General features: G+C 66.1%; 25 protein-coding genes. 19 read left to right on the plus strand and 6 right to left on the minus strand.

What is annotated here, in order from left to right; genetic code table 11:
* Positions 1-5: 5 nt before the first annotated feature.
* The 3 genes from R5H30_RS07025 to miaA form a co-directional block, all read right to left on the minus strand.
* Positions 6-1,049, minus strand: coding sequence for an ABC transporter permease (locus tag R5H30_RS07025; protein ID WP_318327389.1), 1,044 nt, complete (start codon positions 1,047-1,049; stop codon positions 6-8).
* Between the two features lie 202 nt (positions 1,050-1,251).
* Positions 1,252-2,058 carry a helix-turn-helix transcriptional regulator gene (locus tag R5H30_RS07030; RefSeq protein WP_318327390.1) on the minus strand — a complete coding sequence of 269 codons (807 nt, stop codon included), beginning with the start codon at positions 2,056-2,058 and terminating at the stop codon, positions 1,252-1,254.
* A 93-nt stretch (positions 2,059-2,151) separates the two neighbouring features.
* Complete coding sequence (gene miaA, locus R5H30_RS07035; protein ID WP_318327391.1) at positions 2,152-3,045, minus strand: tRNA (adenosine(37)-N6)-dimethylallyltransferase MiaA; 894 nt, start codon at positions 3,043-3,045, stop codon at positions 2,152-2,154.
* 95 nt (positions 3,046-3,140) lie between these two features.
* Here miaA and pyrH point away from each other — a divergent pair, with 95 nt between their 5' ends.
* Positions 3,141-3,899, plus strand: coding sequence for a UMP kinase (pyrH, locus tag R5H30_RS07040; RefSeq protein WP_318327392.1), 759 nt, complete (start codon positions 3,141-3,143; stop codon positions 3,897-3,899).
* 11 nt (positions 3,900-3,910) lie between these two features.
* Here the strand turns inward: pyrH and R5H30_RS07045 are convergent, their stop codons facing one another.
* Complete coding sequence (locus R5H30_RS07045) at positions 3,911-4,552, minus strand: DUF8692 domain-containing protein (RefSeq protein WP_507028649.1); 642 nt, start codon at positions 4,550-4,552, stop codon at positions 3,911-3,913.
* Positions 4,553-4,731: 179 nt separating this feature from the next.
* Between R5H30_RS07045 and frr the strand changes: the two genes are divergently transcribed.
* From frr to lpxB, 12 genes are all read left to right on the plus strand, one after another.
* A complete protein-coding gene (gene frr / locus R5H30_RS07050) occupies positions 4,732-5,295 on the plus strand; it encodes a ribosome recycling factor (RefSeq protein WP_318327395.1) in 564 nt (187 codons plus the stop codon).
* Positions 5,292-6,038 carry a polyprenyl diphosphate synthase gene (gene uppS / locus R5H30_RS07055; protein ID WP_412105109.1) on the plus strand — a complete coding sequence of 249 codons (747 nt, stop codon included), beginning with the start codon at positions 5,292-5,294 and terminating at the stop codon, positions 6,036-6,038. The genes frr and uppS overlap by 4 nt, the downstream gene beginning before the upstream one ends.
* A gap of 7 nt (positions 6,039-6,045) precedes the next feature.
* Entirely contained in the window at positions 6,046-6,843 is a 798-nt protein-coding gene (locus R5H30_RS07060) for a phosphatidate cytidylyltransferase (RefSeq protein WP_318327397.1), read from the plus strand.
* 6 nt (positions 6,844-6,849) lie between these two features.
* Positions 6,850-8,022: a 1-deoxy-D-xylulose-5-phosphate reductoisomerase gene (gene dxr / locus R5H30_RS07065; RefSeq protein ID WP_318327399.1), complete on the plus strand. Its 1,173-nt coding sequence runs from the start codon at positions 6,850-6,852 to the stop codon at positions 8,020-8,022.
* A 4-nt stretch (positions 8,023-8,026) separates the two neighbouring features.
* Complete coding sequence (rseP, locus tag R5H30_RS07070; RefSeq protein WP_318327401.1) at positions 8,027-9,376, plus strand: RIP metalloprotease RseP; 1,350 nt, start codon at positions 8,027-8,029, stop codon at positions 9,374-9,376.
* Positions 9,377-9,461: 85 nt separating this feature from the next.
* Positions 9,462-9,620, plus strand: a complete 159-nt coding sequence (locus tag R5H30_RS07075; RefSeq protein ID WP_318327747.1) for a hypothetical protein — start codon at positions 9,462-9,464, stop codon at positions 9,618-9,620.
* 164 nt (positions 9,621-9,784) lie between these two features.
* Complete coding sequence (gene bamA / locus R5H30_RS07080) at positions 9,785-12,148, plus strand: outer membrane protein assembly factor BamA (RefSeq protein WP_318327403.1); 2,364 nt, start codon at positions 9,785-9,787, stop codon at positions 12,146-12,148.
* Positions 12,149-12,155: 7 nt separating this feature from the next.
* Positions 12,156-12,788: an OmpH/Skp family outer membrane protein gene (locus R5H30_RS07085; RefSeq protein ID WP_318327404.1), complete on the plus strand. Its 633-nt coding sequence runs from the start codon at positions 12,156-12,158 to the stop codon at positions 12,786-12,788.
* Between the two features lie 75 nt (positions 12,789-12,863).
* Positions 12,864-13,334, plus strand: a complete 471-nt coding sequence (fabZ, locus tag R5H30_RS07090; RefSeq protein WP_318327405.1) for a 3-hydroxyacyl-ACP dehydratase FabZ — start codon at positions 12,864-12,866, stop codon at positions 13,332-13,334.
* Between the two features lie 4 nt (positions 13,335-13,338).
* Positions 13,339-14,121, plus strand: coding sequence for an acyl-ACP--UDP-N-acetylglucosamine O-acyltransferase (lpxA, locus tag R5H30_RS07095; protein ID WP_318327406.1), 783 nt, complete (start codon positions 13,339-13,341; stop codon positions 14,119-14,121).
* Positions 14,121-14,912 (plus strand): LpxI family protein, encoded by a 792-nt coding sequence (locus tag R5H30_RS07100; protein ID WP_318327407.1) that lies wholly within the window; start codon positions 14,121-14,123, stop codon positions 14,910-14,912. The genes lpxA and R5H30_RS07100 overlap by 1 nt, the downstream gene beginning before the upstream one ends.
* A complete protein-coding gene (gene lpxB / locus R5H30_RS07105; RefSeq protein WP_318327408.1) occupies positions 14,909-16,081 on the plus strand; it encodes a lipid-A-disaccharide synthase in 1,173 nt (390 codons plus the stop codon). The genes R5H30_RS07100 and lpxB overlap by 4 nt, the downstream gene beginning before the upstream one ends.
* A 6-nt stretch (positions 16,082-16,087) precedes the next feature.
* Here the strand turns inward: lpxB and mnmA are convergent, their stop codons facing one another.
* Positions 16,088-17,230 (minus strand): tRNA 2-thiouridine(34) synthase MnmA, encoded by a 1,143-nt coding sequence (gene mnmA, locus R5H30_RS07110; protein WP_318327409.1) that lies wholly within the window; start codon positions 17,228-17,230, stop codon positions 16,088-16,090.
* A gap of 140 nt (positions 17,231-17,370) precedes the next feature.
* Here mnmA and sciP point away from each other — a divergent pair, with 140 nt between their 5' ends.
* The 5 genes from sciP (at position 17,371) to R5H30_RS07135 (ending at position 23,193) form a co-directional block, all read left to right on the plus strand.
* A complete protein-coding gene (sciP, locus tag R5H30_RS07115; protein ID WP_318327410.1) occupies positions 17,371-17,649 on the plus strand; it encodes a CtrA inhibitor SciP in 279 nt (92 codons plus the stop codon).
* Between the two features lie 99 nt (positions 17,650-17,748).
* Complete coding sequence (ctrA, locus tag R5H30_RS07120) at positions 17,749-18,468, plus strand: response regulator transcription factor CtrA (RefSeq protein ID WP_318327411.1); 720 nt, start codon at positions 17,749-17,751, stop codon at positions 18,466-18,468.
* A gap of 292 nt (positions 18,469-18,760) precedes the next feature.
* Positions 18,761-20,881, plus strand: a complete 2,121-nt coding sequence (gene ligA, locus R5H30_RS07125; RefSeq protein WP_318327412.1) for an NAD-dependent DNA ligase LigA — start codon at positions 18,761-18,763, stop codon at positions 20,879-20,881.
* Positions 20,878-22,968, plus strand: a complete 2,091-nt coding sequence (gene recG / locus R5H30_RS07130; protein ID WP_318327413.1) for an ATP-dependent DNA helicase RecG — start codon at positions 20,878-20,880, stop codon at positions 22,966-22,968. The genes ligA and recG overlap by 4 nt, the downstream gene beginning before the upstream one ends.
* 96 nt (positions 22,969-23,064) lie before the next feature.
* Positions 23,065-23,193: a hypothetical protein gene (locus tag R5H30_RS07135; protein WP_318327414.1), complete on the plus strand. Its 129-nt coding sequence runs from the start codon at positions 23,065-23,067 to the stop codon at positions 23,191-23,193.
* Positions 23,194-23,395: 202 nt separating this feature from the next.
* Here the strand turns inward: R5H30_RS07135 and R5H30_RS07140 are convergent, their stop codons facing one another.
* The gene (locus tag R5H30_RS07140) at positions 23,396-23,848 is read right to left on the minus strand and encodes an iron-sulfur cluster assembly scaffold protein (protein ID WP_318327415.1); all 453 of its coding nucleotides are present in this window, start codon (positions 23,846-23,848) and stop codon (positions 23,396-23,398) included.
* A gap of 85 nt (positions 23,849-23,933) precedes the next feature.
* On the opposite strand from R5H30_RS07140, the gene hisI reads away from it, so the two are divergent.
* Positions 23,934-24,299, plus strand: a complete 366-nt coding sequence (hisI, locus tag R5H30_RS07145; RefSeq protein ID WP_318327416.1) for a phosphoribosyl-AMP cyclohydrolase — start codon at positions 23,934-23,936, stop codon at positions 24,297-24,299.
* The last annotated feature ends 2 nt before the right edge of the window (positions 24,300-24,301 follow it).

The raw sequence follows: 24,301 nt of genomic DNA on the forward strand, positions 1-24,301 counted from the left end.
CTCCCTTACGCGATGCGGATACGCGGGTTGAGGTAAACGTAGCCGATATCCGAGATCAGCTGCGTCACCAGAACCACGATGACGGACACCACCGAGACCGCCAGCAGCAGCTCGATGTCATTGTTCGAGGCGGCCTGCACCAGCAGCCAGCCGAAGCCCTTGTAGTTGAAGAGCGTTTCGACGATCACCACCCCGTTCAGAAGCCAGGGAAACTGCAGCATGATCACTGTGAAGGGCGCGATCAGCGCGTTCCTGAGCGCGTGCTTGAGCACGATGTTGGGAAAGCTGACACCCTTGAGCCGGGCGGTTCGGATGTATTGCGCCGTCATAACCTCGGTCATAGAAGCGCGGGTCATCCGCGCGATGTAACCCATGCCGTAAAGCGCGATGGTGATGACCGGCAGGGTGAAGTTCTCGAAGGTGGCGTCTTCCATCGCCGAAGTCGCCGAGCCCTTGAACCACTTCAACCCGAAGGCCGAGGAGGCGAAGACCGCGATGAAGATCACGCCCGAAACGTATTCCGGCGTTGCCGTCGAGGCGATCGAGAAGGTCGAGAGCGTCCGGTCGGTCTTCGACCCTTCGCGCATTCCGGCCAGCACCCCGATCAGCAGCGCCAACGGGACCATCACCAGCATCACCGCCAGCATCAGCTTGCCGGTCAGGCCCAGCCGTGTGACCACGATGCCCCAGACATCCTCCTTGAAGACCGTCGAATAGCCCCAGTAGCCCTGCAGCACGCCGCAATAGGTCGCGCGCTCCTCTTCCGGGGTGTTTGCTGTAAAACAGCGCCCGGTAACCTCGCCGTCGCGCTCGTTGACCCAGCCCGGCACGACGCCCAGCCAGCGTCCGAACTTTACCGGGATCGGGTCGAGATAGCCGCGGTTGCCCAGATAGCTTTCCACCGCCTCGTCCGACATTCGGAAGTTGCCCTGCGTCTTGGCCAGCTTCTCGAGGTTCGGATAGAGGTTGGTGAGCCAGAACACGATGAACGTCAGGCAGAGCGCGGTCAGCACCATCACGCCCAGACGCCGCAAGATGAACAGTCCCATATGCGCCCCTGTTGTCAGGCTACGATCCGCCCGGGGCAGGTCGAGCATCCCGGGCCGCATTCGGTTTTTCTCGTTCGGACCAGTGAGGCACGACTTGGGGCGCTGCGTCAATCGAAGGCTGCGGCGTGCGATCAACTATTTGCGACAATGCGATGTCGTTGTGGGACATATCGGCAGACAGAACGGCCCCACGCGGCCGGTGTCAGGCCTGAAGCCTCTGCCGGGGCGGCGGCTGGCGCAGTTCCGACGGCGAATGGCGCGTGTGATGCTGCATGAAGCGTGTGAAATAGGCCGCGCTGCCAAATCCGAGATGGCGCGCGATGTCCTGCGCCGGAACGCGGGTGTTGGCCAGCAGCATCCGCGCTTCGTAAAGCACGCGTTCGGTCAGAAGATCGGCGGCGGTTTTGCCGGTCGCCGCCTTGCAGGCCCGCGTCAGGTGCGTCGGCGTCACGTCTAGGGCGGCGGCATAATCCGCCATGGTCAGGTTCTGCGAATAATGACGTGTCACCCGCTCGCAGAACCGCGCCGCGAGGCGCTGACCGGCGCTCTTGCGCTGCGGGACATGCTCGTCGAGCGCCATCTGCCGGCGCAGCCAGACCGTGATCAGCGCGCCGTGCGCCTCCATGGCCTCCGAGCCCAGTGGCCGCCCAGAGGCCTGCTCGCGCTGGGCCGCCTCGAAGAGGCCGGTCAGTTCGGCCTGGGCGTGGATCTCTCGGATGCGCAGCTGGCGCGGGGTCTGCGGTAAGCGCAGGTCGGTGCCGTCCGGCAGGACCAGCACCGTTCCGCCGGCCTGCCGTCCGAGGTCGAGCGCGAAAAGATGGCGCGCAGGCACGAAGACCGCGTTGTGGCTGCCGGTGCCGCTGCGTTGCCCGTCGATCAGCAACCGGCCCTGTCCGCGCTGGATCCAGATCAGCAGGTGCTCTGCCCGGTCATGGGCCAGCGACAACTGCCAGTCCTGCGCGGCCGTGAGCTGCGACAAGCTCTGCACGGTCAAGATCGGCGTGGTCATGCGTCCGTTCCAATACAGGCGGATCGTTTGAGTATTCGCTCAACCTGACACAATACGGCCCTGTGAACCAGCCGTTTCTGGGAACGGGCCGGATCACGCCGACATCGGGATCCGGGTCCAGGCGCGCATGCGCTTGCGAAACCACGTGCGCTGGCGCTTTGCGAACTGGCGTGTCGCGACGATGACGGCGGCGCGCGCGCCATCGAGATCGAGGCGTCCTTCGAGGTGATCGATCAGTTCCGGCGCACCGATGGCGCGGTGCGCGGGCAGGACGGGATCGTACCGCGGGCGCAGTGCCTCGGCCTCCTCCAGCGCCCCGCCGGACAGCATCGCGTCGAAGCGCCGCGCGATCCGCGGGTCGAGCCAGCCTTTCGGTGCATCGAGCACCACGCAGGCAGCACTGTCGCGCGGCAGGACCGGGGCAGGGGTCTCGTCCTGCCAGTCCGCCAGCGGCCGCCCGGTGGCGCGCAAGACCTCCCAGGCGCGCTGCACCCGGGCCCGGTTGGCGCGGTCGATCCGCCCGGCCGTGCGCGCGTCGAGCCCCGACAACAGCTCGCCGAGCGCCAGCGCGTCGCCCTCGGAGCGCACCTCGGGCGGCGTCGGGGGAATCTCGGCCAGTCCTTCGGTCAGCGCGCTGAAATAAAGGCCCGTACCACCCACGATGATCGGGCGCGGACCATCACGGAGCAGGGGCGTGACCTCGCGCAGCCAGTGGCCGGTCGAATAGGCGCAGGTGTCGGCGACGTGGCCGAACAGCCGGTGCGGCGCGCGCGCCTCCTCGTCCGGCGACGGCCGCGCGGTCAGAACGCGCCAGCAGTCGTAGACTTGGCTGGCGTCGGCATTGACGATCACGCCGCCGCGGCTTTCGGCCAGCGCGAGGGCCAATGCGGATTTGCCGGAGGCGGTCGGCCCGGCGATCAGGACCGGCCGATCGTCGGGCAGGTTCGCGAAATGCCGTGCGACGAGGGATTGCTCAGGATCGGCCATTTTCCGTGCATTCCGCTGCCGGGCGCATTGAAGTCCGACCGCTTTTCCGACATTTTGCGCCCGAGCGAAACCCCAGCCGCCGGAGACCCCCCTGAATGACCGAACCTGCCGCCGCGCCCGCGCCGCTCGCTGACACCGCCGCGCCGGCCAAGTTCGACCGGGTGATGCTGAAGATCTCGGGCGAGGCGCTGATGGGCGACCAGGGCTTCGGTCTGCATCCGCCCACCGTGGCGCGGATCGCGCAGGAGGTCCACTCGGTCTGGCAGATGGGCGTCGAGATCTGCATGGTGATCGGCGGCGGCAACGTCTTCCGCGGGCTGCAGGGCTCGGCGCAAGGCATGGAGCGGACCACCGCGGATTACATGGGCATGCTCGCCACGGTGATGAATGCGCTGGCAATGCAATCTGCGCTCGAGGCGCTCGGCATCCATACCCGGGTGATCTCGGCGATCCGCATGGACGAGGTGGCCGAACCCTACATTCGCCGCCGCGCCGTGCGCCACCTCGAGAAGAAGCGGATCTGCATTTTCGCCGCCGGCACCGGCAATCCCTATTTTACCACCGATACCGCGGCCACGTTGCGCGCCAACGAGATGAATTGCGAGGCGATCTTCAAGGGTACCAAGGTCGACGGCGTCTACGACAAGGACCCCAAGCGCTTCAGCGACGCGGTGCGCTACGACACGGTGAGCTACGACGATGTGCTCGCCAAGCGCCTCGGGGTCATGGACGCCTCGGCCATCGCGCTCGCACGCGACAACAACCTGCCGATCATCGTCTTCTCGCTCGACGAACCCGGCGGGTTCCGGGGCATCCTCGCGGGCGAAGGCACCTATACGCGCGTCCAGGGTTAGGACTTTTTCAACTATGCTCCTGTTCGAAATCCGCGATCGGTCCGGTCTGCCGGGAGACGCGTGCGCGGTGGGGAAAGCAGGTTGCCTGCTGCACTGACCCAGAAGAATGCCCACGATGCAAAACCGGCCATCTTCGCAGTGTCCTCGACCCATACGTGAGGCGTTGTTCGTTGGTCGACAAGATCTACGACAATGGCGACTGAAAAGCAGATTGCGGCTATCGCCAGCGGCTTCAGAGAAGCCAAACCCCATGTCCGGACAATTGAAATGATTATCGCGCAAGCGATCATCGCATAAACGGCGAGCGTCTGTTTTTCACCGATGTCAAGGTGACGAGGTATGATACGCTCATGCAACATGAAAAAGTCATCAATGGCGAGAAGCGCAGTAAATGCGGCGCCCGATGAGAACAACAATCTGTGCAGCGGCACAAGCCACGCAGCCATCGCGCAGATCGCTGCAGTGCTTACCAATATTGCAATGCCCATGTTCGAGAGAAGACCCGCGTATACAGGAAAACGAAACTGACCGGCGGGGTCTCTGAGAAGAACAACGGGATCTACCCCGCGCCATCCAAACCACAGCGAAACACATGCGGAAACAGCCAAAGTAGCTATAACAGTTACCAGAACTGGCGCAAATGTCTGTCTCAAACGCTCACCTACTTACGACATATGCGGATGTAACACTCTTATGACAGTCGGCAAGTCCCGACCTTGCTTGACCCCGGCGCCGATCGAGACGCGCACTGTCAAGGCAGCCACCGAGGGATGAACCTTCCCTTTTCTTTTGCGTCGTGGCTCGGATATAAGCGCCGAAAAATGAGGTACAGATGGCTGACGATTTTATTCTTGATACCGATGATCTCGAGCGTCGGATGGACGGGGCCATCGCCTCGCTGCGGACCGAATTCGCCTCGCTGCGTACCGGACGGGCTTCGGCCTCGATGCTAGAGCCGGTTATGGTGGACGCTTACGGGCAGAAGACCCCGATCAACCAGGTCGGCACCGTGAACGTGCCCGAGCCGCGCATGGTCACCATCAACGTCTGGGACAAGGCGCTTGTCGGCAAGGTCGAGAAGGCGATCCGCGAAAGCGGGCTGGGGATCAATCCGCAACTTAACGGCACCATCATCATGCTGCCGATCCCGGAACTGAACGAGGAGCGCCGGCGCGAACTGACCAAGGTCGCGGGGCAGTATGCCGAACACGCCCGGGTCTCGATCCGCAACATCCGGCGCGACGGCATGGATCAGGTCAAGAAGGCCAAGGGCGACGGGCTGTCAGAGGACGACCAGAAGTTCTGGGAAGGCGCCGTGCAGGAGCTGACCGACAAGTACATCAAGACGGTCGACGAGTCGCTCGAAACCAAGCAATCCGAAATCATGCAGGTATGAGGAAAGCGCAGGTGGCAAAGCCCCAGCCGGAGCCGATCCCGGGCGGTCCGCGCCATGTCGCCATCATAATGGACGGCAACGGGCGCTGGGCGACGCAACGGGGCCGGCCGCGGCTTTTCGGGCACCACGCCGGTGCGCGCCGGGTGCGCGAGATCGTCGAGGCCTGCCCGGACGTGGGCGTCGAGTACCTGACGATCTTTGCCTTCTCGACCGAGAACTGGAAACGTACCCAGGTCGAGGTCGCGGGGCTGATGAGCCTTTTCCGGCGCTACATCTCCAAGGAGACCCGCGCGCTCAGCGAATTCGGCGTACGTGTGCGTTTCATCGGCGACCGGATGCGGCTCGACGACAAGCTGACGCGGCTGATGAACGAGCTCGAGACCGCGACCGCGGGCAATACCCGCGTGCACCTGACCATCGCGCTCAACTACGGCGGCCGCGACGAGGTCGCGCGTGCGACGCGGCGCCTGGCCGAGGACGTGGCGGCCGGACGCCTGGCCCCCGAGGACGTCGACGAGGAGACGCTGCCGCGGTATCTCGACACTTTCGTGCTGCCAGACCCCGACCTCGTGATCCGCACCAGCGGCGAGGCGCGGATTTCGAACTTCCTGCTCTGGCAGTCGGCCTATGCCGAATACGAGTTCATCGACACGCTGTGGCCCGATTTCACTCACGAGGAATTCGCGCGCCTCTGCGCTTCCTACGGTGGGCGCGACCGGCGCTACGGCGGGGTTGGTCCGTGAGGTCCGCATGACGCCGGAGAGTTCCGGAAAATGGTCAGACCTCTGGGTCCGCCTGGGCTCGGGCGCGTTGATGGTCACCATCGGCCTGCTCGCAATCTGGTACGGGAGCGGGCTGTTCCACGCCCTTGTCGCGCTGGTGTGCGGGCTGATGGTCTGGGAACTGGTCAAGATGCTGAACCCGTCGAGCGGCTGGGCACCCTCGGCGCTGGGCGCGCTGGCGGGTGCGGTGACGATGGCCTCGATCTACCTACCGGCGGGGTTCGCGCTGCCTATCCTGCTTGCCGTGGGGCTTCTCGGGTTCAGCCAGCTGCAGCGCCACCGCACGCTCTTCATGGTTTTCACAGTGATGATCCTGATGTCGGGCTACGGGCTGATGCAGGTGCGCGACGATCTCGGATTTACCTGGCTCTTGTGGATCGTGTTGGTGGTCGTAGTCACCGATGTGGTCGGTTACTTCGCCGGACGCGCCATCGGCGGTCCGAAGTTCTGGCCGCGCGTGAGCCCCAAGAAGACTTGGTCCGGGACCGCAGCGGGATGGGTCGGCGCGGCGATCGTGGGCTGGCTTTTCGATCTCAACACAGGGGCGGGGCCGCAGATCATCGGGGTGTCCGTGGCGATGTCGATGGCCAGCCAGATGGGCGACATGGCTGAAAGTGCGCTCAAGCGCAGCCGTGGGATCAAGGACAGCTCTGCCCTCATTCCGGGGCATGGCGGCTTGCTCGACCGGTTCGACGGCATGCTGGGGGCGTCGGTCTTTCTTTTGCTCGCGGGACAGTTCACCGGTTTTCCGTTCGGCGCGGGCTGAGCGGCCATGCGGCGGATCAGCATTCTCGGAGCCACCGGCTCGATCGGGCAGAACACCATCGACCTCATCGCCCGCGCCCCTCAGGAGTACCGGGTCGTCGCCCTGACCGGAGCGGGCAACATCGCGCAGCTGGCCGATGACGCGTGCCGCCTTGGCGCCGAGATCGCGGTGACAGCGCACGACGATCGCCTCGAAGAGTTGCGCACGGCCCTGTCGGGCAGCGGCGTCGATGCGGCCGCCGGTGCGCAGGCCATCGTCGAAGCGGCGCAGCGGCCCGCCGACTGGGTGATGTCGGCGATCGTCGGGGTCGCGGGTCTCGCACCCGGTCTGGCGGCGTTGCGCGACGGGGCGACGCTGGCGCTCGCAAACAAGGAATCGCTGGTCTGCGCGGGCAGCCTGATGCGCGACACCGCCCGGACGCGCGGCGCCACCTTGTTGCCGGTCGACAGCGAGCATTCGGCGATCTTCCAGGCGCTCACCGGCGAGAATATCGCGGACGTCGAGCGCATCGTCATCACCGCGTCGGGCGGGGCATTCCGGGACTGGCCGGTCGAGGATCTGCACAAGGCGACGCTGGAGCTGGCCTCGAGCCATCCCAACTGGGACATGGGCCAGCGGATCACCATCGATTCCGCGTCGTTGTTCAACAAGGCCATGGAAGTCATTGAGACGCGAGAATATTTTGGGATCGAACCGGAACGGATCGAAGTGCTGGTACACCCCGAGTCGCTCGTGCACGCGCTTGTCGGGTTTGCCGACGGGGCGCTGATGGCGCATGTCGGTCCGCCGGACATGCGCCATGCCATCGGCTACGCGCTGCATTGGCCGGAACGGCGTGCCCTGCCGGTGGAACGGCTCGATCTCGCCCGGATCGGCAGCCTGACCTTCCGCGCGCCAGATGAGCGGCGCTGGCCGGCGTTGCGCCTTGCGCGCGAGGTCATGGCTGCGGGCGGCCTATCGGGGGCGGTGTTCAACGCGGCCAAGGAAACCGCGCTCGATGGCTTCATCGACGGGCGCATCGGGTTCACCAAGATGGCCGAGGTGGTCGAGAGGGTTCTCGACCGGATCTGTGCGCAGCCGGGCCACATTGACGCCACCATGACCCTTGATAACGTCGCCCATATCGACCATCTGGCACGGCAAGAGGCCGGAACGGTCATCCAGAAAATAGCAGGTTAGGTTCTTGGATATATTGGCTTTGATCCCGCAGTTCGGCAGCCTTGTCTGGACGATCGCGGCCTTCGTGCTGGCGCTGTCGGTGATCGTGGCGATCCACGAATACGGTCATTACATCGTCGGACGCTGGTCGGGCATCCAGGCCGATGTGTTCAGTATCGGCTTTGGCCCGGTGCTGTGGTCGCGCGTCGATAAACGCGGCACGCGCTGGCAGGTCGCGGCACTGCCCTTCGGGGGCTACGTCAAGTTCGCGGGCGATTCCAACGCCGCCTCGGGCAAGGACGCTTCGGCGATGGCGGAGGCAGAAGCCGATCCCGACCGGTTGCGCGCGACGATGCACGGCGCGCCGCTCTGGGCGCGCGCCGCAACCGTCGCTGCCGGGCCGATCTTCAACTTCGTGCTGTCGATCCTCGTTTTCGGCGCGATCATCCTGTCGACCGGCGTGCAGCGCGATCCGCTGACGATTTCCGAGCTGACACCGATGCCGCAGACCGTGGGCGACCTGCGCGCCGGCGACGAGCTGGTGGCGATCAACGGGCGTGCGATGCCCAATCCCGAGGACCCCGCCGCCTCCGAATTCTACGACACGCTCCCCCGCCAGCAGGTGCTCGAATACACCGTGCGCCGCGACGGCGCCGAGACGACCGTCGACGGCCCCTACCTGCTGCCGCCGCTGGTGACCGGACTGAGCCCGCAGAGCGCCGCGATGTCGGCCGGGCTCGAGACCGGTGACGTCATCACCTCGGTCGACGGCACGCCGATCTTCGCCTTCGACCAACTCAAGGACGCCGTGGAAGGCGGCGCGGGCGCACCGCTGGCGCTGAAGGTCTGGCGCGATGGCGAGAGCATCGACGTGACCCTGACGCCCAAGCGCGTGGACGAACCCCAGCCCGAGGGCGGGTTCGAGACCAACTGGCGGATCGGCATCGCCGGCGGGCTGGCCTTCGATGCGGCGACGGAAACGCCCGGACTGGGCGAGGCACTTTGGGGCGGCACGGCGCAGGTCTGGCGTATCATGGAGGGGTCGATTTCGGGTCTTGCCCATATGATCAGCGGCGCGATCAGCACATGCAACCTGTCCGGTCCCATCGGCATCGCCCAGACCTCGGGCGCGATGGCGAGCCAGGGGGCGGTGTCGTTCGTTTGGTTCATCGCCGTGCTCAGCACCGCCGTCGGGCTGCTGAACCTGTTCCCGATCCCCGCGCTCGATGGTGGGCACCTGGTGTTCTACGCTTACGAGGCGGTCTCGGGCCGTCCCCCAAGCGACGGTGCCTTGCGCGTCCTGATGACCGCGGGGCTGGCGCTGGTGCTGACTCTGATGGTCTTCGCGCTGGGCAACGACATCTTCTGTCCCTGACTCCGTCTCCGGGTGCGCGGATTGCGACAATTGCCGCTTTCTCGCCACATTTGAACAAACTGCGGCCTTAATCCTCGGCTAACCCTTGGCGCAAGTTAGGGAGAGCTGGATCATGCAGACCATCAACGACGGATACCGCGGGCTGAGCCTGCTGATGGACCTGAACTGGGACCTGGTGCTTTACGCCGGAACCATCACGCTTGCCCTGGCCGGCGCGACCTATATCGGTTCGCTCGGACTCTGATAAACGACCCTCCCGACGGTGACTCGCCCGGCCGAAAGGTCGGGCGTGGTCGTTTTGCGCCATCCATCTAGTTGCCTGCCGTTTCCGACCCACATGGTTTTGACAAGTTCCGGCTTTCTGGATAGTCAGGGGCAGAGCAAAATAAGAGTGGGTCGGGGCAGGCAATGACACCGGGCAGGACAGGGCAGGAGCGCGCGATGCGCGCAGGCGGAACTTGGCTTGGACGCGCATTTCGGACGACGGCCATATGCGCCGTGTTTTCAGCGGCTTTCGCGGTGCCGCTCACATCGGTCGAGGCCCAGACCTACAGTTTCAGCTCGGTGTCCATCGAGGGCAACGAGCGCATCGGCGATGCCGCGATCATCAGCAGGGCGGGCATCGGGGCGGGGGCCGTCTCGTCCGCGCAGCTCAACGACGCCTACCAGCGCCTGGTCGAGTCGGGCCTGTTCGAGACTGTCGAGATCGTGCCGTCGGGCTCGACCTTGCGGATCCGGGTCGTCGAATATCCCACGATCAACCGTGTCAGCTTCGAGGGCAATCGCCGGATCGACGACGAGGCGCTGATTGCGCTGACCGGATCGAACGAGCGCCGCGTCTTCAACCCCGCGCAGGCCGAGCGCGACGCCGCCACCATCGCCGAGGCCTATGCCTCTGAAGGTCGGCTTGCCGCCAAGGTCACGCCGCGCATTATCCGCCGTTCGGACAATCGCGTCGACCTTGTCTTCGAGATCTTCGAAGGTGGCGTGGTCGAGATCGAGCGCCTGAGCTTCATCGGCAACCGGGTCTACTCGGACGGGCGGCTGCGCCGGGTACTGGGCACCAAGCAGGCCGGCATCTTCCGCGCGCTGGTGCGCCGTGACACCTTCGTCGAGGAACAGATCGAACTCGACAAGCAACTTCTGACCGACTTCTACCAGTCGCGGGGTTACGTCGATTTCCGCGTTGTCTCGGTGAATGCCCAGCTGGCCGAGGAACGCGACGGCTATTTCCTGGCCTTCAACGTGCAGGAGGGGCAGCAATTCCGCTTCGGCAACGTCAGCGTGGCCAGCGAGATCCCGGGACTCGACGGGTCGCGCTACGGAGACATCGTGAAGATCAAGCCGGGCGTGGTCTATACCCCGACGCTGATCGAGCGCGATATCGCCCGCATGGAGCGCCAGGCGATCCGCGACGGCGTCGACTTCCTGCGTGTCGAACCGCGCATCACGCGTAACGATCGCAACCTGACACTCGACGTGCAATACGTGCTCAGCAAAGGCCCGCGCGTCTTCGTCGAGCGCATCGACATCGAAGGCAACACTACGACGCTCGACCGTGTGATCCGGCGTCAGTTCACCGCCGTCGAGGGCGATCCGTTCAACCCTCGCGAAATCCGCGAGGCGGCGGAACGGATCCGCGCGCTGGGCTATTTCGAGGAGGCTGAGGTCAATGCCCGCGAGGGATCGGCCCCTGACCAGGTGGTCGTCGACGTCGACGTGGTCGAGCAGCCGACCGGGTCGCTCAGCGTCGGCGGATCCTATTCGACCAACGACGGCTTCGGCATCGCGCTCAGCTTCGCCGAGGAAAACTTCCTTGGCCGCGGCCAGCGGCTGGCCGTCGACCTGTCGACCGCCGAAGAGGCGCGGCGCTATGGTTTGCGCTTCGTCGAACCGGCGCTTCTGGGGCGCAATCTCGAGTTCTCGCTCAATGCCAACGTGGCCCAGCAGCGGTCCAGCTTCACCTCCTATGACGCCGACCGTTTCCTGTTCCAGCCGGGGATCGAATTCCCGGTCAGCGAGAACGGCCGCCTGCAGTTGCGCTACAGCTTCGAAAGTTCCGAGATGCTGCGCCGCGACGACGATGACGATCCCGAAAACGGGCCGATCATCCAGCGAGAGATCGACCGAGGACGGCTCGACTCCAGCGCGATCGGCTATGTCTACACTTATGACACGCGGTTTACCGGCCTGAACCCCAACGCCGGGGTGCTCTTCGAGTTCGGTCAGGACTTCGCGGGCATCGGGGGCGATGACGAGTTCATCAAGACCACGGCGCGCCTTGTCGGCGAAACCCGGGTCTGGAACGAGGAAGTGACCCTGCGCGCTACCGTCGAGGGCGGGGCGCTGAACTGGAAGGACGGCAACAGCCGCGCGGTCAACCGCTTCCTGCTCAATCCCAACATCATGCGCGGTTTCGAACCGGGCGGCATCGGACCGCGCGACCTGACGGTCAACGACCGCGACCCGTTGGGGGGCAACCTCTACGTCGTGGCGCGCTTCGAAGCCGAATTCCCGCTTGGCCTGCCGGAGGAATACGGCATATCGGGCGGCCTGTTCTACGACGTCGGCAACCTGTGGGATCTCGACAACGTCGACACCCGCGGCGGCGACGTCGTCGGCGAAGACGGCTCGTTCCGCCACGTGGTCGGGGTGTCACTGTTCTGGAACACGCCCATCGGCCCGCTGCGTTTCAACCTCTCCAACGCGCTCCAGAAAGAGGAGTTCGACCGCGAGCAGTCCTTCGACGTGACGCTTTCGGCGCGTTTCTGACACCGCCATGCGCGCGGGGCCCGTCCTTTTCGCGGCACTGCTGTCGGCACTGGTCGGCCTCGGCCCGGCGGTTTCGGCGCAGGGCCTTGCCGGCGGGTCCGTTCACAGCCCGATCCTGACCATCGACACCGAACGGCTGTTCGTCGACAGCGACTACGGGCAGAAGACGACGCAGGAACTGGAGGCGCGCAGCGCCGAGCTTGCCGCCGAGAACCGCCGGATCGAGGCCGAGCTTGCGGCCGAAGAGCAGGATCTGACGCGCCGGCGGCCGACGATGGAGCCGGAAGCCTTCCGGACCCTTGCAGACGCCTTCGACGAGAAGGTGCAGGCCACGCGCCGCGCGCAAGAGGGCAAAAGCCGCGAGCTCACCCAGGAGTTCGAACAGCGCCGCGTCGCCTTCCTGAACGCCGCCGTGCCGGTGCTCGAGGCCCTGATGCGCTCGGCCGGGGCTGCGGTGGTGCTCGAACGCCGGTCGATCTTTCTCAGCGCCAATGCCATCGACATCACCTCGGACGCGATCTCGCGCGTGAACGACGTGCTGGGTGACGATGCGGATGTCGCACCCACGGGCGGCCAAGCACCGGGCACTGCGCCCGCGCCAGAAGAGACCGCGCCGCCCGCCGGGGACGGGACGGAGTGAGCCGCGCTTGCCCAAGCCGGGCGCAGTTGATACGCACGTCGACACGCCGACCCTGACCAGCAAAGGACATCCCGCATGACAGCCGACGGCACGCCCCCGCCCGCCGAGGCGGATATCCAGCTGATCCAGCGTATCCTGCCGCACCGCTACCCGTTCTTGCTGGTCGACAAGGTGGTCGAGATGGACGGCTATGCCTCGGCCGTGGGGATCAAGAACGTGACCATGAACGAGCCGCACTTCCAGGGCCATTTCCCGGGCCTTCCGGTGATGCCCGGGGTGACCATCGTCGAGGCGATGGCGCAGACCACTGCCGTCATGGTGGGCGCGCACTTGGACATGGCCGACAAGAACATGAAAGTCTATTTCATGGCCATCGACAACTGCAAGTTCCGCCGCAAGGTGGGTCCCGGCGATGTGCTGCGGATGGAAGTGCGCACGATCCGCGGCAAGCCCGGCGGCAAGGTCTGGCGCTTTGGCGGTGTGGCCAAGGTCGGCGAGGAGGTCGCGGCCGAGGCCGAGTTCACGGCGATGATGGACCTTGGGTGACACCATGAGCCGCGTCCACCCGAGCGCGGTTGTCGAGGCCGGTGCGCGCGTCGATCCGACCGCGCGGATCGGGCCGTTCTGCGTCGTCGGACCCGAGGTCACCCTCGGCCCCGGCGTCGAGCTGCGCTCGCATGTGGTGGTGAGCGGGCGGACGACCATCGGCGCGGAGACCGTCGTGTTCCCGTTTTCGGTGATCGGAGAGATTCCGCAGGACCTCAAGTTCAAAGGCGAAAGCACCGAACTGGTCATCGGCGAACGCAACCGGATCCGCGAGCACGTCACGATGAACACCGGCACCGAAGGCGGTGGCGGGGTGACCCGGATCGGGGATGACGGCCTCTTCATGGCCGGATGCCACATCGCCCACGATGCACAGATCGGGAACCGCTGCATCATCGTCAATCAGGTCGCGATCGCCGGCCATTGCGTGCTCGAGGACGACGTGATCGTCGGTGGCCTGTCCGGCGTGCACCAGTTCGTGCGTATCGGGCGCGGGGCGATCATCGGCGCGGTGACGATGGTGACCAACGACGTGATCCCCTACGGTCTGGTACAGGCGCCGCGCGGCGTGCTCGACGGGCTGAACCTCGTCGGCCTCAAGCGCCGGGGCGTGTCGCGCGCCGACATCTCCGCGCTGCGGGCGGCGTTCCGCGAACTGTCGGACGGCGAGGGGACCTTCCACCAGCGCGCCGAACGCCTGAAGGCCGGAACAGAGAGCGACTATGTCCGCGAGATCGTCGATTTCGTGCTGGCCGGCACCGACCGGCACTTCCTGACACCCGGCTGATGCTGGCTCTGATCGCAGGCAGCGGGGGCCTGCCCGCTCATGTCGCGGCGGCCCGGTCAGAAAGACCGCTGATCTGCGCGCTCGAAGGCTATGCGCCGGACGGGCTGGCGCCGGACATGAGCTTTCGCATCGAGAAGTTCGGCAGCTTCCTCAAGGACCTGCGCAAGCGCGGGGTGACCGAGGTCTGCCTGTGTGGCGCCGTGGCACGGCCGCGCGTCGATCTCAAGGCTATCGACATGGCAACTCTGCCGCTGGTGACACAAATGCAGAAGGGCCTGCAGGCGGGCGACGACGGCGCGCTGCGCGTCGTGCTCGACATTCTCGCGTCCAAGGGCTTCACGGTGCGCGCCGCCCACGAGCTTGCCCCCGGCCTGCTGGCGCCGCCGGGTGTCCTGAGCCGCGCGCAGCCCGACAAGGCGATGCGCGCCGACGTCGATCGTGCCGTCGCGGTTCTCGACGCGCTGGCCCCGCATGACGTTGGACAGGGCTGCGTCGTGGGCGCGGGGCAGGTGGCCGCGATCGAGACCATCGGCGGGACGGATCACATGCTGGCGACCCTGCCGAAGATTGCCGCGCGGCTGCGCGCTGTGCTGGTCAAGCGCCCCAAGCGCGGGCAGGACCGGCGCGTGGATCTGCCGACCGTGGGCCCTGCGACGCTCGACGCGATTCAGGCCGCAGGCCTGGCCGGTCTGGTGATCGACGCCGGCGACGTACTGCTGCTCGACCGCGACGAGGCCATCGCCCGGGCCGACCGGCACGGGCTGGTCCTGTGGTCGCGGGATCCGCGGTGACGCGCGCCTTCGTGATCGCGGGCGAGCCGTCGGGCGACCGGCTGGGCGGAGCGCTCATGGCGGGGCTGAAAACGCTCGAACCCGGCATCGCTTTCGACGGGGTCGGCGGCGAGCGCATGCAGGCCGAGGGGCTGGACAGCCGCTTCCCGATGGATGAACTCAGCGTCATGGGGATCGCCGAGGTGCTGCCGAAGTACCGCGCTCTCATGGCCCGGATCGAAGAGACCGCCGAGACCGTGGTGGCGACCCGGCCCGACGTGATGATCACAATCGATTCGCCCGATTTCTCGTTGCGCGTCGCCAAGCGCGTGAAGGCCAGGGCGCCGGATCTGCGTACCGTGCATTACGTAGCACCGACCGTCTGGGCGTGGCGCGCGGGCCGGGCCGAGAAGATGAGCCGGATGATCGACCACGTCCTCGCGCTGTTTCCCTTCGAGCCGCCCTACATGACGGCGCACGGGATGGCCTGCGATTTCGTCGGCCACCCGGTGGTGTCCGAGCCGGTGGCGAGCGATGCCGAGGTCGCCGCGTTCCGCGACGCCTTCGGGTTGGGGGATGCGCCGCTCCTGCTGGTGCTGCCGGGCTCGCGGCGCGGCGAGGTCTCGCGGCTGGCCCCTGTGTTCGGCGCGGCCCTGCCGGACGTGCTGGCGCGCCACCCGGATCTGCGCATCGTCCTACCCGCGGCCGCACCGGTCGCACCGGCTGTGAAGGAGGCCGTGCGCGACTGGCCGGCGGAGGTCTGCGTGCTCGACCCGCGCGACCATCCAGAACCGGTTTTCGCACGGCACAAGCGCGCCGCATTCCGCGCGGCGCAGGTCGCGCTGGCGGCGTCCGGCACGGTCTCGCTGGAACTGGCCGCCGCGGGCACGCCGATGGTGATCGCCTATGACATGAACTGGCTCAGCCGGACGATCATCCGCATGATGATGAAGGTGGACACCGTGACACTGGTGAACCTCGTTTCAGAGAGCCGCGCGGTGCCCGAATTCATCGCCGGAAACTGCCGCGCCGAAAAGATCGCACCCGGACTACTCGAGGTCATGGCGCATCCCGAGGGCCAGTACGAGGCGATGGAGTTGACGATGCAACGGCTGGGGCGCGGCGGCGAGGCACCGGGGCTGCGCGCGGCGCGCGCGGTTCTGGACGGCCTCGCCGAAGCGCGCGCCTGACGGGGCTCAGCCCTTGTGGATCCAGCCGCCGCCGAAGATCCGGCTGCTTTCGATATCGTAGAAGACGCAGGCCTGACCCGGCGACACGCCCTGCTCGGGGCTCAGAAGCTCCACGGTCGCCTCGGTGTCGCTGACGGGGCGAATCACCGCCTCGGCCGGCGGACGGGTCGAACGCACGCGCACGGCGACATGCCATTCCTCTCGCGACGACAGCGGCGCGTCGCCCAGCCAGTTGATTTCGCGCACCGGGATGGAGCGGGTCGCCAGCATCGATTTCTGCCCCACGATCACGCGCTTCGTCTCGGGGTCGAGCCGGACCACGTAAAGCGGATCGGTCAGCCCGCCGATCCCCAGGCCCCGGCGCTGGCCCACGGTGTAGTTGATCACCCCGTCGTGGTGGCCCAGCACGGTGCCGTCGGCATGCACGATCTCGCCCGGATCGGCGGCCTCGGGCCGCAGCTTGCGGATCACCGCGGCATAATCGCCGTTCGGAACAAAGCAGATGTCCTGGCTGTCGGGCTTCATCGCCACGCTTAGCCCGTACTTTTCTGCCAGCGCACGGGTTTCTGCCTTCGACGCGAGGTGCCCGAGCGGGAACCGAAGGTAGTCCAGCTGTTCGGGCGTGGTCGAGAACAGGAAATAGCTCTGGTCGCGCGCCGCATCCGCCGCCGAATGCAGTTCGGGTCCGTTCGTCCCGAGCTTGCGCTGGATGTAGTGGCCGGTCGCCATGCAATCCGCGTCGAGATCCTTCGCGGTTTCGAGCAGGTCCTTGAACTTCACTCGCTCGTTGCAGCGGATGCAGGGCACCGGCGTCGCGCCGCCAAGGTAGCTGTCGGCGAACTCGTCGATGACCGCGTCGCGAAAGATGTTCTCGTAGTCGAGCACGTAATGCGGAAAGCCCATCTTCTCGGCCACGCGCCGCGCGTCGTGGATGTCGATCCCCGCGCAGCAGGCGCCTTTCTTGGCGAGAGCCGCGCCGTGATCGTAGAGCTGCAGCGTCACGCCGACCACGTCATAACCTTCCTCGGCCAGCATCGCGGCGACTACGGAACTGTCGACGCCACCCGACATCGCCACCACCACCCGCGTCTGCGCGGGCGGCTTGGGAAAGCCGAGTGAATTCAGCGGCGGCGTCTGGTCGAGCGGCATGGCAGGGCTCCGGGGCGTCGGGTCGGCTGGAATATAGGAAAATCCGACTCACTCTCAAGGGCCCGCTTCATCTGTCCTTAAGGCGGTGACGTCAAGTTCTCGCGCAAAGTGTGATGAGGCAGAGTGTTCGGGCGAGTGTGATGTACCTAAAAAAAGTGGACGGGCCAAGGGCGGTGACCCTTGCCGATGGCCGGATCATGACCCAGGCCGACCTTCCGCCGGCAAAGACCCGGCGCTGGGTCGCGTCGCGCAAGGCTTCCGTTGTGCGGGGCGTCGCCTACGGTCTGATCACGCAGGCCGAGGCGCTCAAGCGCTACCAGCTCAGCGCCGAGGAGTTTCAGGAGTGGGTCCGCGCCGTGTCCGAACACGGCGAAGAGGCGCTGAAAGCCACGGCGGTCCAGAAATTTCGACAACTTTAAGTTGATCGGTCTCGTTTTCTGCGTAGAATAACGTGTCATTAACTATTTTTGCCCAATTTGTCTGCCTAGGATTATCAGAACGGAATACGGGAAATATCCATGCGTGTATTGCTTGTCGAAGACGATCCCACCACGTCCAAAAGCATCGAGCTGATGCTGACGCATGCCAACCTGAACGTGTACGCGACGGACCTCGGGGAGGAGGGGATCGACCTTGCCAAGCTCTACGACTACGACCTGATCCTTCTCGACCTCGACCTGCCGGACATGAACGGGCACGAGGTGCTGCGGCAGCTGCGCCTGGCGCGGATCTCGACGCCGATCCTGATCCTGTCGGGCGCCGACGACACCGAGAACAAGATCAAGGGCTTCGGCTTTGGCGCCGATGACTACCTGACCAAGCCGTTCCACCGCGAGGAACTCGTGGCGCGCATCCATGCCATCATCCGACGGTCGAAGGGCCATTCGCAATCGGTGATCGAGACCGGCGAAATCTCGGTCAACCTCGACGCCAAGACGGTCAGCGTCAACGGCAAGTCGGTGCATCTGACGGGCAAGGAATACCAGATGCTGGAACTGCTGTCGCTGCGCAAGGGCACGACGCTCACGAAGGAGATGTTCCTCAACCATCTCTACGGCGGCATGGACGAGCCCGAACTCAAGATTATCGACGTCTTCATCTGCAAGCTGCGCAAGAAACTTAGCCTTGCTACCGGGGGCGAGAACTACATCGAAACTGTCTGGGGCCGTGGCTACGTGCTGCGCGATCCCGAGCCGGTGCGCTCGGACGACCCGCAGCGCCTCGCCGTCGGCGCCTGACGGCTGGGGCGGGCCGCACGCCCGGTCCGTCACCGGGACATTCCCGTCCCGGCGGGCAGTGTGGCCGAAATCCCTCGACTGGTGATCCTGGGTCCTGGCTCCGATCCCAACGATTCCTCTGCAAGCCTGCTCCCACCAGTGGGATCCTCTCCGTGAAAGCCGCTCGATGGCAACGGTTGCGGGTCCGCGCGCGGCGCTGCCGCCTCGGGCGCGGGGACATGTGCCGAAGCCGCTGGACCCAGCCCCCGATCACCGCATATCTAGGAGGCACGCGGACTGAAGAGGGCAGGTCGTGCCGACCCCGAAAGACATCGACACACTGGACGAGGCCGCGGCCCGGGCCGAGCTTGCCGACCTGGCGCGACGCCTGGCAGAGGCCAACGTGGCCTATCACGGCGACGACGCGCCCGAGATCAGCGACGCCGACTATGACCGCCTCAAGGCCCGCAATGCGGCCATCGAGGCGCGTTTTCCGCACCTGAAACGATCCGACAGCCCGACCGAGATGGTGGGAGCCGCCCCCGCAGAAGGCTTTTCCAAGGTCACCCATGCGGTTCCGATGCTGTCGCTTTCCAACGCCTTCGCGGCGGAAGAGATCGAAGAATTCGACCGGCGCATCCGCAGGTACCTGAACCTCGCCGACGATGCCTCGCTTGCCTACACGGCGGAGCCGAAGATCGACGGCCTGTCGCTGTCTTTGCGCTATGAAAAGGGCGTGCTGGTACAGGCCGCGACCCGCGGCGACGGCACGACCGGCGAGAACGTCACCGCGAACGCCCGCACCATCGCGGACATTCCCGAAAGGCTTGACGGCGCGCCCGAGCTTCTGGAAGTGCGCGGCGAAGTTTACATGTCGCATCCCGACTTCGCCGCGCTCAATGAGCGCCAATCGGCGCGCGGGGGCAAGACCTTCGCCAACCCGCGCAACGCCGCCGCAGGCTCGCTGCGCCAGCTCGACGCCGAGATCACACGGGACCGTCCGCTGCGCTTTTTCGCCTACGCCTGGGGCGCGCTTTCGGATCCTCTGGCCGAGACACAGAAAGGCGCGATCGATCGCCTCGAAGCACTCGGTTTCGCGACCAACCCGCTGACCGCGCTCAGCGATGGGCCCGCCGAGATGTTGCGCCACTACGCGGCGATCGAGGAACAGCGCGCGACCCTCGGCTATGACATCGACGGCGTCGTCTACAAGGTCGACGACCTCGCCCTGCAGCGCCGTCTCGGCTTTCGCTCGACGACGCCGCGCTGGGCGCTGGCTCACAAGTTCCCTGCTGAACTGGCCTGGACCCGGCTCGAGGCGATCGACATTCAGGTCGGCCGCACCGGGGCATTGTCGCCCGTGGCGCGGCTGACGCCGGTCACCGTGGGTGGCGTCGTGGTCTCGAACGCCACGCTGCACAACGAGGATTACATCGCCGGGCGCGACAGCAAAGGTCAGCAGATCCGCGACGGCAAGGACATCCGCGTCGGCGACTGGGTGCAGGTCTACCGGGCCGGCGACGTGATTCCGAAAGTTGCGGATGTCGATCTTTCGAAACGCCCCGACGATGCGCAACCCTACGCCTTTCCGACCGAATGTCCCGAGTGCGGCAGCGATGCCGTCCGCGAGGAGGGCGATGCCGTGCGGCGCTGCACCGGCGGGCTGATCTGCCCCGCGCAGGCGGTCGAGAAGCTCAAGCATTTCGTGTCGCGCGCGGCCTTCGACATCGAAGGGCTCGGTGCCAAGCAGGTCGAGCAGTTCCATGCCGACGGCTGGATCGCCGAGCCTGCCGACATCTTCAGCCTGCGCGACCGCTTCGGCTCGGGTATCCAGCAACTCAAGAACCGCGAAGGTTGGGGCGAGAAATCCGCGGCCAACCTCTTCGATGCCATCGACGACAAGCGACAGATTCCCTTGGCGCGGCTGATTTTCGCACTGGGCATCCGGCACGTGGGCGAGTCGGCCTCGAACCTGCTTGCGCTGCATTATGGGACCTGGGAGGCGCTCGAGACCGCGGTCTCGGAGGCGGCGGAGCAATCCGGCCCGGCTTGGGAGGATCTGATCGGGATCGACGGCGTCGGCGCGGTCATGGCGGGCTCTCTAGTCAGCACGCTCAACCAGGATGCGGAACGCGCCTCGATCGCCCGCCTGCTCGAACATCTCGAGGTCGAACCGGCGCAGCGCGCGGACACCGACGGCAGCCCGGTCGCGGGCAAGACCGTGGTCTTCACCGGCACGCTCGAGCGGATGACCCGCGCCGAGGCCAAGGCGATGGCCGAGCGGCTTGGCGCCAAGGTCTCGGGCTCGGTCTCGGCCCGGACGGATTACCTCGTCGCCGGACCGGGGGCGGGATCGAAGGCCAAGAAGGCCGCCGAACTCGGCATCGAGACGCTGGACGAGGAGGCGTGGCTCACCCTGATCGGCAACGCATGAGCGGACGTCCGGAACAGCTTTTCCCGCTGTTCGCGGGGCTGGAAACGCTGGAGGGGGTCGGGCCGAAGACCGCGCGTACGATGGCGGGCCACGGTATCGACGCGCCGCGCGACCTGCTGTTCACGCTGCCCCATGCGGTCATCGACCGACGCCGGGTTTCGGGACTTGCCGGGCGCAGCCTGCCAGCCGTGCTCACGCTGGCGGTGACCATCGGCGAGCACCATGCGCCGCGCAACAAGGGCGGCGCCTATCGCATCCATGCGAGCGACGGAGATGCCGCCTTGCAGCTGGTCTATTTTCACGCCCGCGGCGATTACCTCAGGCGCAGCCTGCCCACCGGTGCGCGCCGCGTCGTCTCGGGCAAGATCGAGCTTTTCGACGGCATGGCGCAGATGGTGCATCCGGATTTTGCGGTGCCGGAAGAGGAGGCCGGGCAGATCCCCGACTTCGAGCCGGTCTACCCGCTGGGCGCCGGGATCTCGCAAAAGCTGATGTACAAGGCGACGCGCGGGGCGCTGAGCCGCCTGCCGGAGCTTGTCGAGTGGATCGATCCCGAGCTGAAGCGCCGCAAGGATTGGCCTGACCTGCATCGCGCGTTCGAAGCTGCGCATACGCCGCACGCCCTCGACGATGTTGCCGCGACCGCCCCGGCGCACGAGCGCCTGGCCTATGACGAATTGCTGGCCCACCAGCTTACCCTTGCGCTGGCCCGGCGGCGCGCCCGGCGCAAGGCTGGCAAGGTCTCGACCGGCGACGGAACGCTGCAAGGCAAAGTGCTGGCGCAACTGCCGTACCGGCCCACCGGCGCGCAGGAACGCGCGATCGCGGAGATCAACGCCGATCTCGCGCGGCCCGAGAGGATGCACCGGCTGCTGCAGGGCGATGTCGGCGCGGGCAAGACGCTGGTCGCCTTCATGGCGCTTCTGCGCGCGGTCGAGGCGGGCGGGCAGGGGGTGATGATGGCGCCGACCGAGATCCTCGCGCGCCAGCATCTCGAGGGGCTGCAACCTCTGGCCGAGACAACGGGCGTGGTGCTTGAGATCCTGACCGGGCGCGACAAGGGGGCCGAGCGTCGCGCCAAGCTTGCGGCCCTGGCACGCGGCGACATCGCCGTGCTGGTCGGCACCCACGCGGTGTTCCAAAGCGACGTGGTTTTTGCCGACCTGCGCGTTGCGGTGGTCGACGAGCAGCACCGCTTCGGGGTGCGCCAGAGGCTGGAACTGGGGCGCAAGGGTGCGGCGGTCGACGTTCTGGTGATGACCGCGACCCCGATCCCGCGGTCCCTGTCGCTGGCGCAATACGGCGACATGGACGTGTCGGTGCTCGACGAGAAGCCGCCCGGACGCAAGCCGATCCGCACCGCGATGGTCAGCGCGGAGCGCATGGACGAGGTCGTCGAGCGACTGCGCGGGGCAATCTCGGAGGGCCGGCAATGCTACTGGGTTTGCCCGCTGGTCGAGGAAAGCGAATCGGTCGATTTGACGGCGGCCTCGGAACGCTTCAAGCGGCTGCGCGCAGTGCTGGGCGAGGGCGTGGTTGACCTTGTGCACGGGCAGATGCCCGTGGCCGAGAAGGACACGGCAATGGCGCGTTTCGTGTCCGGCGAAAGCCAGGTTCTGGTTGCGACGACGGTGATCGAGGTCGGGGTGAATGTGCCCAACGCGACCATCATGGTCATCGAACGCGCCGAAACCTTCGGGCTGGCGCAACTGCACCAGCTGCGCGGACGTGTCGGGCGGGGTGAGGCGCAGTCGACCTGCCTGCTGCTTTACCAGCCGCCGCTGGGCGAAACCGGGCGAAAGCGGCTGGAGGTGCTGCGCGCCACCGAGGACGGGTTCGAGATCGCCGAGACCGACCTCGCGATGCGCGGCGCCGGCGACCTCATCGGCACGGCGCAATCCGGGCTGCCGAAGTTCCGCATCGCCGACCTCGAAAGGCAGCCGGGCCTGATGGCCACCGCGCAAAGCGATGCGCGCGCCCTGCTGGAGGCCGATCCCGAGTTGTCCACGGAGCGCGGGGCTGCAGCGCGGGTCCTGTTGTGGCTGATGCGGCAGGACGAGGCGATCCGCCTGATTTCGGTCGGCTAGGGCGAAAGCTACCTTTGTTCACATATGTTCTTAAAAAGTTCTTTACACAGCGCGTAATTCGTGAGAACAAATAAGCAACAAATGTTGGAGGTGAGCATGACGACGCTGAAACAGATCAAGTCCATCGCCCTCAGGTCCCATGCGACGCTGGTGCAGGATGCCGTCGGCGCAGCGGCACTGGCCCTGATGCTGGTCGTCGGCCTTCACCTTCCTGCCTTTGCCTGATTTCTGCCTGCGCTGTCATGCCGGCGTCCTGCCCGTGCCGCCTGTCCCGTAAACGGCACCCGGGTGCAAGCACTGCCTGATTGCACCTTTCGCGGGGGATGACCCCGTCGCAGGACCTCGGAGTCCCCATGAGCATCGCTTGACTGGCGCCGCCATCCCGTCCCGGATGCGCGGCGCCTTTTTCTTGTCGGGAAGGGCTGTGTCAGGCGCAGTCGGATTGCAGCGCTTGGTGCATGGCTTCGGCAGTCGCTTCGATGCTGAGCAGGATCGAGGCGTGGCGATTGCGATACGCGCGCGCCGGTTCCAGCACCTCGAACCCTTCGAAAGGCGATTCCGGTATCGGCCCGTCCTGCGTCAGCATCGCACGCAACTGGTCGCGCGCCGTCTCGACCTCGTCGAACGTGCGCCCGATGACGGCGCCACCGGTCACCGCGGCGGCCGCCTGTCCGAGGGCGCAGGCCTTGACGTCTTGCCCGAATGCGCTGATCCGCCCGTCCTCGACCGCGACATCGACCGTGACGGTCGACCCGCACAGTGGCGAGCGGCGCTTGACCGTCGCATCCGGCGCATCGAGTCGGCCGAGATGCGGGATATCGGCTGCCAGCGCGAGAATACGGCCGGAGTAGAGCTTGATCAGGTCGTTGTCCGCGGACATGTCGCGCGCAGCCTTTGCGGTTTTCCTCGGTTCACTGACTGCATAGATAGGGGATCGCCGCCCAGATGCAAAAAGGTTTCCACCGATGGCCACACAGACCTTCGACCCCGCCAGCCTCACCTTCAACGCCGCGGGGCTGATCCCCGCCATCGCGCAGGACGAGACCAGCGGCGAGGTGCTGATGATGGCCTGGATGAACGCCGACTCCGTGGCGCGCACGCTCGATACGGGCCGCGTGACCTATTGGAGCCGGTCGCGCGCATCCTTCTGGGTCAAGGGCGAGACCAGCGGCAATGTCCAGGAACTCGTGGACCTGCGGGTGGATTGCGACCGCGACTGCCTGCTCGTCATCGTGCGCCAGACCGGCCCGGCCTGCCACACGGGCCGCAGGACCTGCTTTTACACCGCCGTCCGTGACGGCGCGGAGGTGGAGTTGATGAAGCTCGAATAACC

Origin of the sequence: Roseobacter sp. FCG-D35 (genome assembly GCF_033436665.1) — a bacterium.
In the GTDB taxonomy this organism is placed as follows: Bacteria; Pseudomonadota; Alphaproteobacteria; order Rhodobacterales; family Rhodobacteraceae; genus JAWQFO01.

Coding starts and splice junctions, on each gene's coding strand:
- bamA (WP_318327403.1), top strand. CDS start 9,785: ATGACACCGGGCAGGACAGGGCAGGAGCGCGCGATGCGCGCAGGCGGA.
- R5H30_RS07085 (WP_318327404.1), top strand. CDS start 12,156: ATGCGCGCGGGGCCCGTCCTTTTCGCGGCACTGCTGTCGGCACTGGTC.
- R5H30_RS07140 (WP_318327415.1), bottom strand. CDS start 23,848: ATGTCCGCGGACAACGACCTGATCAAGCTCTACTCCGGCCGTATTCTC.
- dxr (WP_318327399.1), top strand. CDS start 6,850: ATGCGGCGGATCAGCATTCTCGGAGCCACCGGCTCGATCGGGCAGAAC.
- mnmA (WP_318327409.1), bottom strand. CDS start 17,230: ATGCCGCTCGACCAGACGCCGCCGCTGAATTCACTCGGCTTTCCCAAG.
- sciP (WP_318327410.1), top strand. CDS start 17,371: ATGTACCTAAAAAAAGTGGACGGGCCAAGGGCGGTGACCCTTGCCGAT.
- pyrH (WP_318327392.1), top strand. CDS start 3,141: ATGACCGAACCTGCCGCCGCGCCCGCGCCGCTCGCTGACACCGCCGCG.
- R5H30_RS07025 (WP_318327389.1), bottom strand. CDS start 1,049: ATGGGACTGTTCATCTTGCGGCGTCTGGGCGTGATGGTGCTGACCGCG.
- R5H30_RS07060 (WP_318327397.1), top strand. CDS start 6,046: ATGACGCCGGAGAGTTCCGGAAAATGGTCAGACCTCTGGGTCCGCCTG.
- R5H30_RS07135 (WP_318327414.1), top strand. CDS start 23,065: ATGACGACGCTGAAACAGATCAAGTCCATCGCCCTCAGGTCCCATGCG.
- miaA (WP_318327391.1), bottom strand. CDS start 3,045: ATGGCCGATCCTGAGCAATCCCTCGTCGCACGGCATTTCGCGAACCTG.
- R5H30_RS07100 (WP_318327407.1), top strand. CDS start 14,121: ATGCTGGCTCTGATCGCAGGCAGCGGGGGCCTGCCCGCTCATGTCGCG.
- frr (WP_318327395.1), top strand. CDS start 4,732: ATGGCTGACGATTTTATTCTTGATACCGATGATCTCGAGCGTCGGATG.
- recG (WP_318327413.1), top strand. CDS start 20,878: ATGAGCGGACGTCCGGAACAGCTTTTCCCGCTGTTCGCGGGGCTGGAA.
- hisI (WP_318327416.1), top strand. CDS start 23,934: ATGGCCACACAGACCTTCGACCCCGCCAGCCTCACCTTCAACGCCGCG.
- lpxA (WP_318327406.1), top strand. CDS start 13,339: ATGAGCCGCGTCCACCCGAGCGCGGTTGTCGAGGCCGGTGCGCGCGTC.
- uppS (WP_412105109.1), top strand. CDS start 5,292: ATGAGGAAAGCGCAGGTGGCAAAGCCCCAGCCGGAGCCGATCCCGGGC.
- R5H30_RS07030 (WP_318327390.1), bottom strand. CDS start 2,058: ATGACCACGCCGATCTTGACCGTGCAGAGCTTGTCGCAGCTCACGGCC.
- fabZ (WP_318327405.1), top strand. CDS start 12,864: ATGACAGCCGACGGCACGCCCCCGCCCGCCGAGGCGGATATCCAGCTG.
- ctrA (WP_318327411.1), top strand. CDS start 17,749: ATGCGTGTATTGCTTGTCGAAGACGATCCCACCACGTCCAAAAGCATC.